The 15,932-nt window shown below is 69.4% G+C and carries 17 protein-coding genes and 1 pseudogene; 16 read left to right on the top strand and 2 right to left on the bottom strand.

Annotated features, from left to right (window positions below; all coding sequences use genetic code 11):
* Positions 1-25: 25 nt before the first annotated feature.
* The 10 genes from ABZY11_RS24060 (at position 26) to ABZY11_RS24015 (ending at position 8,422) form a co-directional block, all read left to right on the top strand.
* Positions 26-424: an HAD-IA family hydrolase gene (locus tag ABZY11_RS24060; RefSeq protein WP_356481133.1), complete on the top strand. Its 399-nt coding sequence runs from the start codon at positions 26-28 to the stop codon at positions 422-424.
* Between the two features lie 229 nt (positions 425-653).
* Positions 654-1,556: a phosphotransferase gene (locus ABZY11_RS24055; protein ID WP_356481132.1), complete on the top strand. Its 903-nt coding sequence runs from the start codon at positions 654-656 to the stop codon at positions 1,554-1,556.
* A gap of 333 nt (positions 1,557-1,889) precedes the next feature.
* Positions 1,890-2,654, top strand: a complete 765-nt coding sequence (locus tag ABZY11_RS24050; RefSeq protein ID WP_356481155.1) for a GNAT family N-acetyltransferase — start codon at positions 1,890-1,892, stop codon at positions 2,652-2,654.
* A gap of 462 nt (positions 2,655-3,116) precedes the next feature.
* Entirely contained in the window at positions 3,117-3,680 is a 564-nt protein-coding gene (locus ABZY11_RS24045; RefSeq protein WP_356481131.1) for a hypothetical protein, read from the top strand.
* 152 nt (positions 3,681-3,832) lie between these two features.
* The gene (locus tag ABZY11_RS24040; protein WP_356481130.1) at positions 3,833-5,203 is read left to right on the top strand and encodes a PrsW family intramembrane metalloprotease; all 1,371 of its coding nucleotides are present in this window, start codon (positions 3,833-3,835) and stop codon (positions 5,201-5,203) included.
* The gene (locus ABZY11_RS24035) at positions 5,200-6,240 is read left to right on the top strand and encodes a hypothetical protein (protein ID WP_356481129.1); all 1,041 of its coding nucleotides are present in this window, start codon (positions 5,200-5,202) and stop codon (positions 6,238-6,240) included. Before ABZY11_RS24040 ends, ABZY11_RS24035 begins: the two co-directional genes overlap by 4 nt.
* Positions 6,241-6,279: 39 nt before the next feature.
* Positions 6,280-6,984, top strand: a complete 705-nt coding sequence (locus tag ABZY11_RS24030; RefSeq protein WP_356481128.1) for a hypothetical protein — start codon at positions 6,280-6,282, stop codon at positions 6,982-6,984.
* A gap of 58 nt (positions 6,985-7,042) precedes the next feature.
* Positions 7,043-7,402 carry a transposase gene (locus ABZY11_RS24025; RefSeq protein WP_356481127.1) on the top strand — a complete coding sequence of 120 codons (360 nt, stop codon included), beginning with the start codon at positions 7,043-7,045 and terminating at the stop codon, positions 7,400-7,402.
* Positions 7,288-7,656, top strand: a complete 369-nt coding sequence (locus tag ABZY11_RS24020) for a transposase (protein ID WP_356481154.1) — start codon at positions 7,288-7,290, stop codon at positions 7,654-7,656. The genes ABZY11_RS24025 and ABZY11_RS24020 overlap by 115 nt, the downstream gene beginning before the upstream one ends.
* Before the next feature lie 46 nt (positions 7,657-7,702).
* Positions 7,703-8,422, top strand: a complete 720-nt coding sequence (locus tag ABZY11_RS24015; protein ID WP_356481126.1) for an IS6 family transposase — start codon at positions 7,703-7,705, stop codon at positions 8,420-8,422.
* Between the two features lie 40 nt (positions 8,423-8,462).
* Here the strand turns inward: ABZY11_RS24015 and ABZY11_RS24010 are convergent, their stop codons facing one another.
* The gene (locus ABZY11_RS24010; protein ID WP_356481125.1) at positions 8,463-8,972 is read right to left on the bottom strand and encodes a hypothetical protein; all 510 of its coding nucleotides are present in this window, start codon (positions 8,970-8,972) and stop codon (positions 8,463-8,465) included.
* Positions 8,973-9,352: 380 nt separating this feature from the next.
* On the opposite strand from ABZY11_RS24010, the gene ABZY11_RS24005 reads away from it, so the two are divergent.
* The 6 genes and pseudogenes from ABZY11_RS24005 to ABZY11_RS23980 all read left to right on the top strand — a co-directional run.
* The gene (locus ABZY11_RS24005; RefSeq protein WP_356481124.1) at positions 9,353-10,150 is read left to right on the top strand and encodes an ABC transporter ATP-binding protein; all 798 of its coding nucleotides are present in this window, start codon (positions 9,353-9,355) and stop codon (positions 10,148-10,150) included.
* Positions 10,147-10,959, top strand: a complete 813-nt coding sequence (locus tag ABZY11_RS24000) for an ABC transporter ATP-binding protein (RefSeq protein ID WP_356481123.1) — start codon at positions 10,147-10,149, stop codon at positions 10,957-10,959. The genes ABZY11_RS24005 and ABZY11_RS24000 overlap by 4 nt, the downstream gene beginning before the upstream one ends.
* Positions 10,956-11,846, top strand: coding sequence for a branched-chain amino acid ABC transporter permease (locus ABZY11_RS23995; protein WP_356481122.1), 891 nt, complete (start codon positions 10,956-10,958; stop codon positions 11,844-11,846). The genes ABZY11_RS24000 and ABZY11_RS23995 overlap by 4 nt, the downstream gene beginning before the upstream one ends.
* 37 nt (positions 11,847-11,883) lie before the next feature.
* Positions 11,884-12,972: a branched-chain amino acid ABC transporter permease gene (locus ABZY11_RS23990; RefSeq protein ID WP_356481153.1), complete on the top strand. Its 1,089-nt coding sequence runs from the start codon at positions 11,884-11,886 to the stop codon at positions 12,970-12,972.
* The gene (locus ABZY11_RS23985; RefSeq protein WP_356481121.1) at positions 12,969-14,222 is read left to right on the top strand and encodes an ABC transporter substrate-binding protein; all 1,254 of its coding nucleotides are present in this window, start codon (positions 12,969-12,971) and stop codon (positions 14,220-14,222) included. The genes ABZY11_RS23990 and ABZY11_RS23985 overlap by 4 nt, the downstream gene beginning before the upstream one ends.
* A gap of 572 nt (positions 14,223-14,794) precedes the next feature.
* Positions 14,795-15,067: pseudogene (locus ABZY11_RS23980) on the top strand (transposase); the annotation flags it as partial.
* Between the two features lie 78 nt (positions 15,068-15,145).
* On the opposite strand, the gene ABZY11_RS23975 reads toward ABZY11_RS23980, so the two are convergent.
* On the bottom strand, positions 15,146-15,865 hold the full coding sequence (locus tag ABZY11_RS23975; protein WP_356481120.1) for an IS6 family transposase: 720 nt from the start codon (positions 15,863-15,865) through the stop codon (positions 15,146-15,148).
* Positions 15,866-15,932: the final 67 nt, after the last annotated feature.

Genomic DNA, 15,932 nt, shown 5'->3' with positions numbered 1-15,932 from the left:
GCCCCGCTCCACGCGCCCCGGCCGCGTGGAGAACCGGGCCCGCGCACTGCGAGCCGTCAACGTCGCCCTCGGGGTCGTCACTCTCCAGGACCGCGACCGTCTGGCCTGGTTCCTGCCACCCGCCCTCACGGACCTGCTGGACGTGGTGATCACCCGACAGGACGCCCCGGCGAAACCGGCCCCCGACGGGTTGCACGCAGCCCTGGCCCGGGTCGACGTCCTGCCCGAGGAGGCAGTATTCGTCGGGGACAGTCCCAGTGACATGACCGCCGCGCGCGCCGCCGGCGTCCTCGCGCTGGGCGCCGCCTGGGGCTGGCACCCGCCCGCCGCACTCCACGCAGCCGGAGCCCATCACCTCCTGCCCGATCCCACCCGCATCGGCCCATCCCTCCTGCACCACCTGACCCCAATCCCCGCGAACTGACTCACCCGCCCCGCTACAGTGGAGGGGCACCCAAAACGGGTGCTTTTTCGACTTCCGCACCGAGGGACTCAAGGCATGCGTGTGATGCGGCGACAGGCGCCAAGCGCCGGTCTGGACCACTGAGGCACCGCCTCACCCGGTCCGGGCCGGCGCTCACCCCCGCGCCCTGCCCACCACTGCTCCTGTGAGTCGCCTCCATGTCTGTGCTTCCTCCCGTCGGCCGTCTGCGATGGACCGACGTCCCCGCCCCACTGCGGATCCGCCTCGAAGCCGCTTTCGGCGCCCCCGTCACGGACGCCGTCACCCCAGCAGGCGGCTTCGGCCACCAGATGGCCGCCGCCCTGACCCTTGCCGACGGGCGCCGGTTCTTCGCCAAGGCTGCCCCCACCGACGACCCCCTCACCGCGGCCAACCTCCACGAAGGCGCCGTCCTCGGCTCCCTGCCCCCGGGCGCCCCGGCCCCCGACCTGGTGGCCATCCACCACGCGGCCGGCTGGACCGCCGTCGTCATTGCCCACCTCGACGGCCCGCACCCGACCTGTCTCCGGACTCATCCGACCCCAGACAGATCTGGGCCCTCCTGGACAAGCTCACCTCCAGCCCAGCCCCGCCGCCGTACACCACCGCGGTCGCCACCACACCATCCGGCGCCGCCGGCCTCCACGGATGGAACCAACTGCTCACCGACCCGCCCGGTGACCTGGAACCCGATGTACGGCACCGGTTGCCCGAACTCGCCGAACTTGAGGCCGCCTGGCCCGGCCTTGCGCACGGTGACCGGATCGTCCACGGCGACCTGCGCGCCGACAACATGGTCCGCGACCACGACCACGGAGTGACCTTCGTTGACTGGGCCCACGCCACCACCGGACCCGCCTGCATCGACGCCGTCTCTCTCGCCCCCCAACTCGTCCTCGCCGGACACACTCCGCAGGACATCGCCCGCCTGCTGGACGAACACCCCGCCACCGCGACAGACCCCCTGGCCTCCACCGCGTTCCTCGCCGCCCTCACCGGACACTGGCACCGAAACGCCCGCAAGCCAGCCCCCCCCGGCGCCCCCGGCCTCCGCGCCTACCAACACCGCGCTGCCACCGCAGGGATCGCACTTCTCGCTCTTCGCATGAACTGAATTGCTTGCCTGAGATCACGATCCGACAGTCTGCGCACCCCCTGCCGCCCGACTGCCGAAAGGAAGAGGGTGGGGGGCGGGGGCGGGCGGGAGCGCCTCGGGGATCGGCGGCCGGCCAGTCCCTCTCGCGCGTCGGCGGGGCCGCGCGCGCCGCACCGACTGGGAGTTCGCCCACTTTCCCCGCCACCGACCGGACGTTGAAGGGGGCGTGTATCGAAAGTGCTGGTCGTCGGCATGGCACTGCCTAAAATGGCATGCGGTCTTCGCTTGGTCGTGCTGGGATCAATCGCTATGAATGATTCTTTCCCTGACGAAGCCGATTTGACGGACAGGATGGAACGGAACCTGGCGGAACACGCCTGTCATCTGCACCGGAATACGTCCGGTGCGACCGTCGCAGAGACTGGCGACCTCCTGGTCGCGGACAGCGGCCTGGACGACGACACGTTCAACATCGTCGCCGCAGCCCGCTTCACCGCCGCCAACGCTACGGCCCGCATCACCGAGACCGTCGGGACGTTGATCGACTCAGGCCGCAGTTTCTCCTGGTGGGTGGGCCCTGCCTCGACACCGGCAGACCTCACTGCCCGCCTGACGGCGGCCGGTCTGCCGGTGTCCGAACGCGAGACGGCGATGTGGGCGGAGCTGGACGACACCTTGCCGCCTCCCGCCGTCCCGGGACTGGACATCCGGGCAGTGACCACGCCCGAACAGCTCGCCGACTACGCCACGGTCCTCGCCGCGAACTGGAATCCACCCGCCGAAACCGTCAGACGCTTCTTCGCCCAGGCCGCTTCGCAGGCACTGGCCGCGACCTGCCCGGCCCGGTACCTGGTGGGCTACGTGGAGAACCGTCCGGTCTGCTCCGCCGAGGTGTTCCACCACGCGGGAGTCGCCGGCATCTACAACATCTCCACCCTGGCCGCCCACCGCCGGCGCGGCTACGGCGGCGCCATCACGCTCGCGGCCCTCCGCACGGCCCGCGAGCGAGATCACGGCATCGCGGTCCTGCAGGCGTCGGCCGACGGCGAGCCCGTCTATTACCGCCTGGGATTCCGCTCCTGCGGCCAGTTTGTCGAACATGCCATTACCCGCTGAACTGCCACGACTCCACGGGCTGTCCGTCCGCCAGCCCTGAATGAGCCGTGTGAGGTGTGGGTCGGGTGTCACTTGTTGATGCGGGTTGGTGTCATTGATGGTCGAGGGCCTGGTAGGGCCCCTTTTTTGGTGGTGCGGGTAGTGACAGGAGCCCGTGTTTCACGGTGATGGGTGGCCGTGTGGGCCGGTGTCATGGGGGCCATACGTCCTGAGCCGGCGGTGGTGTGTAGCAGGCGGGCCATGATGGGGGAGTGGTTTTCGGGGTGGTTCATCAGCGCGGGGTGGGGCCAAGCGACTGGCGGATGCGTTGCTGGCCGACCTCACCAGCCCGGTGACAACATGGACGACACCATGCCAGCGGTCGTCATATTCTGACGGGCGCTCACCTGGCTCCGGCCGGAGGTCTTCAGACCGCCAGATCTCATCGCTATGCTGTGCGTTCGTTTGAGGGGAGGTAGTGCTTTGGCCCACACAAGCAGCGAGAAGGGCGGTTCGCGCGCGGCCGGAGGCTACCCAGGCCCGTCGGCACCTCCCTACCTCCCGTCGCAGACGCAGCCGCTGCCGGAGCCGGAGGATTGGCCCGGCGGAGCCGAGCGGCCGAGTTCGCTGCCCGAGCGGCCCGGGTACGAACGGCGACCGCACGTACGCTTCTTCGCCATCTACGGCCTTCTCGTCGGGATCGTGACGACATGCGTCGCGCTGCTGTTCGCGCTGGTGATCGACACCACGCCCGACCTGAACGGTCGGCCTGACACGACCGTGCCGACGGCTTGGCCGTCAGGGGTTCCGACCGACCTTCCTACGGAGCTGCCGTCGGACTTCCCGACGGACTGGATGACCGCCGTGCCGACCGAGCTGCCGACCGGCTTTCCCACGGACTTCCCTACGGAGCTGCCGTCGGACTTCCCGACGGACTGGATGACCGCCGTGCCGACCGAGCTGCCGACCGGCTTTCCCACGAATTTCCCTACGGACGAGTGGCCGCTGCCGACCGATCTCTTCGGTGAGTCCCTGGAGGCCCCGTGACCGTGCCCGCGAGCGTGCCGCCACCCTTCCGCCCGCCGCCGTGGCCGCCGCCTGCCTCGCCCCCCGTGCCTGCTGCGGCCCCGCCCCGGACCACTCGGGCCCGCGCTGTACTGCTCATCCTCGTGCTGATGCATGTGTGCGTGGGGATCCAGATGCTGATCGACCTGAACCGCCCCGACATGCCGCTACGGGGAGACGGGGCGTTCAGCGTGCTCAACGAGGACGTCCCGGCGTGGCCGTTCGGCGCACTGATGGTGTACGGCTTCCCGGCCTGCTGGTCGGCCGCCGCCGTAGTGGGCCTGGTCGCCCTGGCGGGCGCAGGCCGCTCGCGGCGGTTCACCCGGGGCTGCCAGACAGTTGTCGGCGCGTTGCTGCTGCTGCCCTTCGCGGCCATCGCGGTGGCGATGACCAACATCTTCGTATCGCCCCGTCTCAGCACCCTGGCCCTCCTGGGATGCCTGCCTAGCACCGTGTTCGGCGTTCTGGTCATCCACCAGGCGCAGCGGTACCGCAGGATGCCGCTGTGGCTGCCCCTGGCGGCCTTCGGCGGAGGGCTGATCATGGGAGGAGGCTTCGGGGCCACGATGGGCACCTGGCTGACGTCCTATCTCCCCAACTACCTGTGGGCGCCAGGGGCGGGCGTCAAGCAGCTGGAACACACCGTGAACACTGCGGTCTACTTCGGCGCCGGAGTGTTCGAGGAGTTGAGCAAGGGCGCGGTCATCGCGGTGCTGTTCCTGCTGTTCCGTCGCCACTTCGATGGTGTGGTCTCCGGGGTCGTGATCGGGGCCATGGCCGGGCTCGGCTTCAACTATGTCGAGAGTGTCCTGTACATCACCTACGGTGACGGCGTCTACGCCAATCTCCAGTACTGGCTGCGGCAATCCCTGGGCCTCATGGCCGCGCACACGGCATTCACCGCGGCCATCGGTGCCGGCTTCGGCCTAGCCCGCCAGCTGCGGACGCCCGGCGCGCGCCGGGCGGTCATCGCCTGCGGCTTCCTGGCCGCCATCGGCACCCACGCGACTAACAACTTGCTGCTCCGCTACTTCCAGCACGAGGTAGGCGACTGGTTCCCCGATGCGAGCGACGCGGTCTGGGTGCTGGTGGTGTTCCCCGCCGCGATCCTCCTGTTCCAGGGCCCGTTGCTGGTGCTTTATCTGCTGCTGTTGCGGCGCGGGCTGCGCGATCAGACCGCCGGGCTCGCGGTCGAGCTGTCCATTGAGGCAGCTCGCGGCCACGGCGCGGTCACGTGGGGCGAGTTGCCGGCGCTGCTCAACCCGGCACGTCGGTTCCGGGTCAAGGTCGACGCGCTGCGGCGCGGCGGGTTGCAAGCCTACTGTCGCCTGGCCCGGCTGCACGCCGCCCAGTTCGACCTCGGCATGCACCTGTGGCACGCCTCGCGCGACGATGTCGACCCCTACGACAAGCGTAATGTGGCTCAGCTGCGTGAGCGCGTGCTGCGGCTGAAGGCGGAAGGCGCGGCGCTGTTCCCCGGGCCGAACGCCGGGGTGTCCACGTGAGGCGCCGCGCCGTCGCCGCGCTGACGAAGCTCGCGGCCGTGGCCTGCTGGACCGCGGCGTCGCTGCTGCTGGGCACCGGCCCCGCCGAGGCGGCCTGCAACGGGCTCACCTACGCAGAGCGGCAGCAGGACCCGCGCGCCAACGACGGGGACGACCTCGCCGAGATCATCGAGGGCCTGTCCGATCCAGGGTGCCACTCCTCGGCCCCCTGGATCGGCGCCGCTGGTCTGGGCGGCGCCGCTGGCCTCGGCTGGACTGGCTTGGCCCTGTACAACTACTGGGCCGGCGGACGCCCATCGGCCAGGGGCATCCCGGCGCCGCTGCAGCCGATGGTTGCTGGCGTTGCTCCGCCGGTGCCGCCCCCGCAGCCGTTGGGCGGTGGCGCTTCCCCGCCGGTGCCGCCGCCTGCGCCCCCGCTGGCGCCGCCCGCCGCGGCAGAGCCACCGCCGGAACCTGTCGGCCAGCCCGGCCAAGGTATCCCGCCGGTGGACGTCCGCAGCATGAGCGACGCGATCCGTGGCTCGGCCCGTATGCCGGGTGGGATGATCCCGTACCGGGACCTGTCCCCGAAGACCAAAAGCTTGGTCCGGCGGCTAAAATCGAACGGCGTCATCAGCATTCGTGCCGGAGAGGCCAACGTCTCGCACCTGAAGGAGCTCCAGCAGTTCAGCGGGGTCGAGCACGCTATCATTCAGAACCGATCCGGAGAGCTGCGCCTGTTCCGCGGCACCGCTCGCACATCGGCGATTCCCCGGGAACTGCGCGGTCAGGGGTACGATTTCATCGCTCACACCCACCCGGAGGACCGCGTGCCTGGGCCGCCCAACGATATCGAGCGGGCGCGCGGTATCGCAAACAGTATGAGTCGAGACCTTGAGAACAAGGTTTCCGACCACGTCGAGGTGGTGGTCAGCCGAGACGGGAACCTCCGTTTCTTCGACGGCGACGGAATCCTCGACCTGCCGTCCGGGGAATTCCCGTCGGGCGGTCCGGTGAACGACCACGGATTCATCGTTCCTGTCCCGAGGATCGGCTGACTGGTAGCTTCAGATCGAGTGAAAGAGGTGTTCCCCGTCATGGACGATGACATCACATCGTGTCGGATCTGCGGAGAGTTCGTGCTGCAAATCCCGGGATGGACCGGCATCGTTCACAGCTACTGGCTGCTTCGGGCCATCTGGGACCGCAGGTATGAGTTCTTCCACGGCTCGCTGCACTTCTCCTGCCTTGAGCAGTGGGAACATCGCGAGCCCTTTCAGCAGGAGCTGGCTGGGATCCTTACCGGCTGGGGCCGCCCCCTTACCGTGGAAGTCGAAGGAACCCAGCACACACTGCAGCAGCCCGGCCTCTACTACAGCGAGCAGCTTCACCAGGACGCCGACTGCGCCATCTACCGGAACACCGCCACAGACAGCTGGCTCGTGCTCACCGCACAGGCATCCTGGATCACCCTTGGCCCACAAGAACTACGCGCTCTCGGCCAAGGGGATCCAGCCCGTGTCGAAGAAGGTGTGGACCGGGTCGCTCTCCCAGCTGACCTGGGCCCGGACATCGAATCGGCAACGCTGCCGGAGCTGCTCGACCTCCTCGGCAGCCGCGAGCGGTATCCCGGCATGCTGGAGAACGGATCCCCCGACTACCAATTCTGGGGCTATTACCCTAAGAAGCGGATTCTGGAGTATTCGGTCGACATCAATCTCGCTCTCCCGGCCTCGGCGGTAGAATTCTTTGCCGAGTACGCACACTCCTACGAGCCGATCTCATTTGACGATCTAGAATAGGCTCTGGCGTAAGAGGATGTCTCACGTGGCGCTTGGGCGTGCGGCATGATGCTGCATCGTGAGGGTTGATCTGTCGCGTCGGCTGGTGCCGGACGAACTGTGGGAGCTGGCAGCTCCGTTGTTGCCGAGGTTCACGTCCCGTCCGCAGGGTGGGGGTACTGCTCCGGTGGACGAGCGGGCGGTATTCACGGCCGTGGTGTACGTGCTGACGAGCGGGTGCGCATGGCGGTATCTGCCGGAGTCGTTCGAGGACTCGCCAGCCACCGCGCACCGTCGCTTCACCGCGTGGACCGAGGCCGGGCTCTGGCGGCGGCTGCACCGGGCGATGCTGGACGAGCTTGGCGCCAGGGGCGAGCTGGACTGGACGTCTGCGATCGTCGATGTCGCGTCGGTACGGGCGAAAAGGGGGGCTCGCTGACCGGGCCGAATCCGGTCGATCGCGGGAAGAAGGGCAGCAAACTCCATGTGCTGTCCGAGGCCCAGGGCCTGCCGCTGGCCGTCGCGGTGTCCGGCGCGAACGTGCACGACAGCCAGGCGTTCAAGCCGTTGATCCTGGGCATACCCGCTGTCCGCTCCCGGCGCGGGCCGCGCCGGAGGAAGCCGGTGAAGGTCCGTGCGGACAAGGCGTACTACTCCGCAGAGCACCTCCGGTGGCACTGTCACGTTGACTGACCGGGTGGGATGATCTTCGGGTTGGTCATGCTGGGAGGGGTCGTCCGTGGACAGCGCGCCGCCGTCGTACAAGGGGCACCGGTACCCGGTGGAGATCATCGCGCACTGCGTGTGGCTGTATTTCCGTTTCCCGCTGTCGTTCCGCGAGGTCGAGGAGCTGATGCTCGAGCGCGGCGTGCTCGTGTCCCACGAGACGGTCCGCCGCTGGTGTACGAAGTTCGGGCAGGACTACGCCAACGGCCTGCGCCGCCGGCGTGTGCAGCCGGGCGACAAGTGGCACCTGGACGAGGTCTTCCTCAGGATCAACGGAGAGCAGAAGTACCTGTGGCGGGCCGTCGACGCCGATGGCAACGTGCTCGACATTTTGGTCCAGGGCCGAAGGGACAAGGCCGCGGCCAGGCGGTTCTTCCGCAAACTGCTCAAGAAGACCTGCTCGGTTCCGAGGGTGGTCGTCACCGACAAGCTCCGCTCCTACGGCGCGGCCCACCGCGAGATCATGCCCTCCGTAGAACACCGCGCCCACAAGGGCCTGAACAACCGGGCGGAGAACTCCCACCAGCCCACCCGGCAGCGCGAACGCGCGATGAAGGGCTTCCGCTCCGTCGGCGGAGCCCAGCGATTCCTGGCCGCGTTCAGCGGTATCTCGCCCCACTTCCGACCACGCCGCCACCTGATGACCGCCACCGAATACCACACCGAGATGACCACCCGCTTCGCCATCTGGGACGAGATCACCGGCGCCACCGCCCTGCCCGCCGCAGCGTAAGCCATGCCCCCACCCGACCCCTACACACCCTGACGCGCCCTCAATCGATCAACACCACACCAACGTGACAACGCCTGGCCGACAGCTCCGGCCGGCTCACCACCAGGGCGGTCGACAGCCGCTCGTCCAGCCGGACGATCTCCCGCGTCCGCGGGGCGCAGGTCAGCAGCGCGAAACCGGCCAGCCTGCGGGCCAGGCCGAGTTCGGCAAGACCGTCCACCACCGGGCTGATTCCGCCCGGACCCGCGCACCTCTCCGTCAGCAGCGCGGCAGGCGCGGCGAGGCTCCCGTCCCCCAGCGCGACGACGGCGATCTCGCAGTCCGCCCGCGTCCGCCAGCACCACCGCATGCCGTCCGCGTCCCCGGCCCACCGCACCGGCTCGTGCCGGGCCGGTCCACCGCGTCCGGTGCCCAGTACCGCCACCGCGTAACGCCCCCGCTCGGGCAGCCCCAGGGCCGCCGCCGCGCGCCGGGCGAGACCGGGCGCCGATCGGTCCTCCAGCAGCGCGTCGAGCAGCGCCTGGACCCGCTCGTCACTGCGCCGCTGCATCCTCTGCTCCGTTCCGCGGGCTCTGCGGCCGCTCATGCCCGGTGAGGATGCCACCGGCGGCTGCGGGGGCGGGCCCGCGTCACCGCCCTCTGTGCGTGTGCACAACCACGCCCTTCCCTCGCTGGTCACCTGCATCGAGTCGGTCCCGGCCCGTGGACGCACGGCCCGCCCGGTGCTGGTCTGTGGCACCACACGACGTACATCCACGACGTGCCACACGTGACATGGCACCGCGCGACGTACACCCACGATGCGACACGTGACATGGCACTGCACACCCACGCGGCACACGCGACACACATGACACACGTGACATGTCACCGCGGCACGACACAACACACAACACGACACGACACGACAAGGCGGAAGGAGGAGGACGCATGGCAACGCTAGAGATCCGCGCACTGTCCGTGGGCTACGGCCCGGTACGGGCCCTGCGCGATGTCTCCGTCGACGTGCCGGCCGGCGCGATCACCGCCGTACTCGGTGGCAACGGCGCCGGCAAGACCACGCTGCTGCGGGCCGTATCGCGGACCCTCGGCTTCCACCGCGGGACGGGCACGGGCACCATCCGCTTCGACGGCCGGCCCCTGGACGGGCTGCGGCCCGCCCAGGTGGTGGCCGCAGGAGTGGTCCAGGTGCCGGAAGGGCGACAGGTGTTCGCCCGGATGACGGTGGCCGACAATCTGCGGGCGGGCGCACTCGGGGCCCGCGGCGGGCGCAAGGACGTGACCGCCGCGCTGGCCCGCGTACACGAACTGTTCCCGGTGCTCGCCCAGCGCGCGCACCAGCGGGCCGGGCTGCTCTCCGGCGGCGAGCAGCAGATGCTGGCGATGGGGCGGGCACTGATGGCCGGGCCCCGGCTGCTCCTGCTGGACGAGCCGTCCCTCGGCCTCGCCCCGCTGATGGCGGCCAGGATCGCCGAGACCATTCAGGAGATCAACGCGACCGGCACCTCTGTCATGCTCGTCGAGCAGAACGCGTCCATCGCCCTGCGGCTCGCCTCCACCGCGTACGTCCTGGACGTCGGCGAGGTCGCCCTGTCCGGACCGGCCGACGAACTCGCCGCGTCCGACGAGGTGCGCCGCCGCTATCTCGGCGTCGTCGACGAGACCGCCGCCGAGGACGCCGACCCGGCGGGCCGGTCCGCGCGCACCCTGAGCAGGTGGTCCATGTGAACACCGCACAGCCCGCCACCCCGGCCACCACCGGGGCACCCGCCCCCGCCGCGCTCGCCGTCCGCGACGTGACCGTACGCTTCGCCGGGCTCACCGCCCTCGACGGCGTCTCGTTCACCGTGGAGCCGGGCAGCGTGCACGCCGTCATCGGCCCCAACGGCGCGGGCAAGTCCACCTGTTTCAACGTGCTTTCCGGCGTCTACCGCGCCACCTCGGGCAGCGTCCACCTCGGCACCACCGAGCTGACCGGCCTCCCGCCGCACAAGATCGCCGGACTCGGCGTCGCACGCACCTTCCAGAACCTGGCGCTGCCACCGCACGCCACGGTCGCCGACAGCCTGCTGCTCGGCCGCCACCGCCTCACCCGCTCCGGGTTCCTCGCCACCGGCCTGCGGCTGCCGTCCGCCGCCCGCGAGGAGCGGCGCCATCTGGACCGGGTCCGTGAGATCGCCGAATTCATCGGCTTGGAAAAGGAGTTGGAGCGCCCCGCCGGGGCCCTCCCGTACGGACAGCAGAAGCTCGTCGAATTCGGCCGCGCCCTGTGCATGGAGCCACAGGTGCTGCTGCTGGACGAACCCATCGCCGGGATGACCGCCGACGAACGGCGCCGTACCGCGGCCGTCGTGGCGAATGTGCGCGACAGCCTCGGCATCTCGATCGTGCTGGTGGAGCACGACATGGGCGTGGTGATGCGGCTCGCGGACGCGGTGACCGTACTCGACTTCGGACGCAGGATCGCGGGCGGCACACCCGCCGAGGTCCAGAACGACCCGGCCGTCGTCCAGGCCTACTTGGGGGCACCGGAATGACCACGTTCATCGAACTCCTCCTCGGCGGGCTGTCGATCGGTTCGGTCTACGCACTGATCGCGCTCGGCTTCGTCGTCATCTTCAAGGCCACCGAGGTCGTCAACTTCGCCCATGCCTCCCTCCTGCTGGCGGGCGGCTACGTCACCGCCGTGCTCCACGACGACATCGGCTTCTGGCCCGCGCTCGGTGTCGGTATCGCGGGTGCCGCGGTCGTCGGCGCCGCGATCGAGTTCTTCGTGATGCGCCGCTACCGGGGCAGCGACCACAGCGTCCTGGCCATCGTCACCATCGGCGTCGACATCCTGCTGACCACCGAACTCACCCGACGCATGGGCACGGACGTACTGGCGCTCGGCGACCCGTGGGGCGACGAGGTCGTCACCGTCGGCGGTGTCACCCTCGCCCAGACCCGTATCACCGCGTTCGTCGCGGCCGGGCTTCTCATCACGGTGTTCCTGCTCGCCTTCCGCTACACCTCGTGGGGTGTGTCGATGCGCGCCGCCGCCGAGAACCCGCAGACCGCGGCCCTGATGGGGATCAAGCTCGGCCGGGTCTCGCTCGCCGCCTGGGCGGTCGCCGGAGCGCTCGCCGCCGTCGCCGCGCTCTTCCTCACCGTGTTCCCGACCCCCGGCCTCGAACGGGCCACCTCGCTCGCCGCACTCAAGGCGTTCCCCGCCGCGATCCTCGGCGGCCTCGACTCCACGACGGGGGCACTCGTCGGCGGACTCATCGTCGGCGTCACCGAGTCGCTCGCCACCGGCTACCAGAGCGATCTGTCCTTCCTCGGCCGGGGCATCGGCGATCTCGCGCCCTATCTGGTGATGGTGATCGTGCTGCTCATCCGGCCCGCGGGACTCTTCGGTACGAAGGAGCTCGCCCGTGTCTGACGCCACCACCGAACCCACCGCGAGGGCCGTTCCGCCCGTGGCCGAGCCCACCACGAGGACCACACAGACCCTCACCGACCGGCTGCGCCGCCCCCGTACGTACCTCCTGCTCATCGGTTCGGTCCTGCTGCTGGCCTTCCCGTTCTACCTGGACCGCTTCTGGCTCCAGGCCGGACTCTTCGCGATGGCCGCCGCGATCGGGGCCATCGGCATCAACCTCCTTACCGGAGCGACCGGCCAGCTCTCCATGGGCCACGCCTTCTTCCTCGCCGTGGGCGCGTACAGCTACTGCATCCTGGCGGGGGAGAGCGGCACCGAGAACGGGCACGTACTCAGCGGCCTCGGTCTGCCGACCTGGCTCGCGGCGATCCTCGCCGTGCTGCTGGCGGGAGCCGCGGGCGGGGTCTTCAGCCCTATCGCCGGCCGGCTGCGCGGCGCGTACCTCGGTATCGCCACCCTCGCGCTGATCTTCATCGGCCAGCATGTGCTGTTCAACGCGGGCTCGCTCACCGGTGGTTTCAACGGCCGCGCCGTTCCGCCGCTCTCGGTGTTCGGGTTCACCTTCGACGACAGCGAACTCGTCATCGCCGCCGTGCCGTTCCAGTCCGCCGAGAAGCTCTGGTACGTGGCCCTCCTCGCCCTGCTCGTCAGCGGCCTGTTCGCCCGCGGAGTGCTGCGCGGCAGGCCCGGCCGGGCCATGAACGCCATCCGGGACCACCGGATCGCCGCAGGTGTGATGGGCGTACCGGTGGCCCGCTACCGGGCCGGGGTCTTCGTCCTGTCCTCGATGTACGCGGGCCTGGCGGGCGTCCTGCTCGCCCTGCTCTTCCAGCGGACCGTGCCCGAGTACTTCGGCATGATCCTGTCGCTCGAATATCTCGCCATGATCGTCATCGGCGGGCTCGGCAGCGTCGCGGGAGCGGTCGTCGGCGCGGCCTTCGTCTCCCTGCTCCCGCAGATGCTCACTCACTACAGCGACTCCCTCCCGCTGGTCTCCGCCCCCGGTACGGGCGGACTCGCACCGGGTGAGGCGTCCCGCTATCTGTACGGCGCCGCGGTGGTCGCGGTGGTCCTGTTCCTGCCCGGCGGCATCGCGCGTCTGAAAAATTCTGGAGAGAAGAAATGAAACTGAGAGTGCTCACGGCCGCGGTTGCGGCCCTTACCGTCACCCTCGTGGGATGCAGCGGTAAAGCCACCGAGGGGGACGGCAACGAGAAGGACAAGAGCGGGGTCAGGACCGGTGAGGGGGTCACCTCCTCGAAGATCTCCCTCGGTGTCCTGACCGACATGACCGGGGTGTACGCCTCACTGGGCAAGAGCGTCACCCAGGCCCAGCAGCTGTGGGTGAAGCAGACCAACGCCGCGGGCGGTATCTGTGACCGGAAGATCGAACTGACCGTCCGTGACCACGGCTACGACCCGCAGAAGGCCATCGCCGCCTACACCGAACTGGAGCCGGAGGTGCTGGGCTTCACCCAGTTCATCGGCTCCCCGTTCGTCGCCGCGGTCGAGCAGCGCATCGACGGCCAGGACAAGGGACTCGTCCTTCCGCAGGCGTGGTCGGCCAGTCTGCTCGGCTCGAAGTACGTACGGGTCATCGGGGCCACGTACGACATCGAGACGATCAACCTGATCGACTATCTGCTGACCGAGAAGCGCATCGCCAAGGGCGACAAGATCGGTCATGTCTACTTCGAGGGCGACTACGGCGAGAACGCCCTGGCCGGCTCGAAGCACGCGGCGAAGGAACTGGGCCTCAGCGTGGTCGAGCAGAAGATCAAGCCGACCGACAACGACATGACCGCCCAGGTCGCCGCGCTCAAGCAGGCCGGTGTGAAGGCGGTCGTCGTGAGTGCGGGCCCGCGCCAGGCGGCCTCGCTCGTCGGTGTGGCGGCCGCCACCGGGTTCGACGTACCGGTCGTCGGCAACAACTCGGCCTTCGCGCCCCAGCTGTTGAAGACCCAGGCGGGCCCGGCCCTGCTCAAGGACTACTACGTCGCCGCCTCCACCCTGCCGATCGGCGACGCGGGTGCGGGCCCGTCGAAGCTCGCCAAGGACTACGCCGCCCAGTACCCGAAGGACGGGCTCGACATCGGCGTCGTCGCCGGATACACGGCGGCGTCCGTCTACGGCGAGGCGCTGAAGAAGGCGTGCGAGTCCAAGGACCTCACCCGTGCGGGAGTCGACGAGGCGCTGCTCACGATCAAGGGGTACGGGGCGGACTTCGGGATGTCGCACGACTTCTCGGACCCGGCGGCGCCGTCCACCCGGCAGAGCGTCATCATGAAGCCCGACGCCAAGACACCCGGCGGCCTGAAGGTGGTCCGCCCGGCCGCGGTGGCCCCGGCCGCCGAGGCCTTCACGATGAAGCCGTGACCCGCCGAAGCCCTGACCCGGTCAGGCGCTGAACGCCCGACCACATGATGAACGCCCGAACGGGCCCCGGCCGACCCCGGCCGGACCCGTTCGGGCGTCCTCGTACCCGTGCGACGACGGCTGCGGGCTTTCGGCCCGGGTGGCGCGGACACGGGGAGCCGGGCCGGTGCCAGCGGCCGTTCAGCCGCTGTGCGCAGAGGCGTTGCTTACCGGCTGAGCTTCGACGGCGAGGAGGCGGGCACACCCGTCCAGGTCGGCAATACCGCCGGTCACAGCGCGTTCTTCGACCGGCCCAGCGGTGTCACCGGGCATCTCGGAGCCGGCCGCCATCGACTCCGTATCAGCTTCGACGAGTCCGCGTACCAGACTTCAACCTCGACCACATGTCCCTCGTGAGCTCGCGCTGAGCGGGACGCCGGGGAGGGCGTCGGAAAGACGCCCGGGCTGACATGCACGAGGGCCCGGATGCTGGGGAGCGATGCCGTTGGTTAATTCGGGCCCGGCATGACGTCGGCTTCCAGGATCCGGTTGTGGTCCTGGAAGCCGATGTTGTTGTCTGGGGAGGGTGTCGGGTGTCGATGCGGCCGGAGGAACCCGGAGAGGTTCCGGCGGAGACGGTGCGGGTGGCGCGGGCGGCCTTTCCCAAAGGCAGTCTGGCGATCAGGATCCGGGACGAGCTGGGTGTGCTGTTCACGGACGAGCAGTTCGCCGACTTGTTCGCGACGCGGGGCAAGCCTGCTTTCTCGCCGGGCCGGCTCGCGCTGGTCTCGGTGTTGCAGTTCGTCGAGGGCCTGCCGGACCGGCAGGCCGCCCAGGCGGTGCGGGGGCGGATCGACTGGAAGTACGGGCGCTGTCACGTTGTTGGCTGCGTGTGCCTCTGACGGTGCGTCGGGGCGTGGTGGGGGCCGGGTTCGGGCTGGTGCTCAGGCTCCGGCGGGCTGGTCGGTGGCGCCGGTGGCCTGGTCCCAGATGGCGAAGCGGGTGGTCATCTCGGCGCGGTATTCGGTGGCGGTCATCAGGTGGCGGCGTGGTCGGAAGTGCGGTGAGATGCCGCTGAACGCGGATAGGAACCGCTGGGCCCCGCCGGTACTGCGGAAGTCCTTCATCGCGCGTTCGCGCTGCCTCGTCGGCTGATGACTGTTCTCGGCCCGGTTGTTCAGGCCCTTGTGGGCGCGGTGTTCTACGGAGGGCATGACCTCGCGGTGGGCCGCGCCGTAGGAGCGCAGCTTGTCGGTGACGACCACCCTCGGCACCGAGCAGGTCTTCTTGAGCAGTTTGCGGAAGAACCGCCTGGCCGCAGCGGTGTCCCGCCGGTTCTGGACCAAAATGTCGAGCACGTTGCCATCGGCGTCGACGGCCCGCCACAGGTACTTCTGCTCTCCGTTGATCCTGAGGAAGACCTCGTCCAGGTGCCACTTGTCGCCCGGCTGCACACGCCGGCGGCGCAGGCCGTTGGCGTAGGCCTGCCCGAACTTCGTACACCAGCGGCGGACCGTCTCGTGGGACACGATCACGCCGCGCTCGCGCATCAGCTCCTCGACCTCGCGGAACGACAGCGGGAAGCGGAAGTACAGCCACACGCAGTGCGCGATGATCTCCACCGGGTACCGGTGCCCCTTGTACGACGGCGGCGCGCTGTCCACGGACGACCCCTCCCAGCACGACCAACCAGAAGATCATCCCACCCGGTCAGTCAACGTGACAGTGCCG

This window comes from Streptomyces sp. NPDC006510, from assembly GCF_040611955.1.
GTDB lineage: Bacteria > Actinomycetota > Actinomycetes > Streptomycetales > Streptomycetaceae > Streptomyces.
The sequence above is the reverse complement of the archived record's forward strand: the minus strand, read 5'-3'. Positions and strand labels throughout refer to the sequence as shown.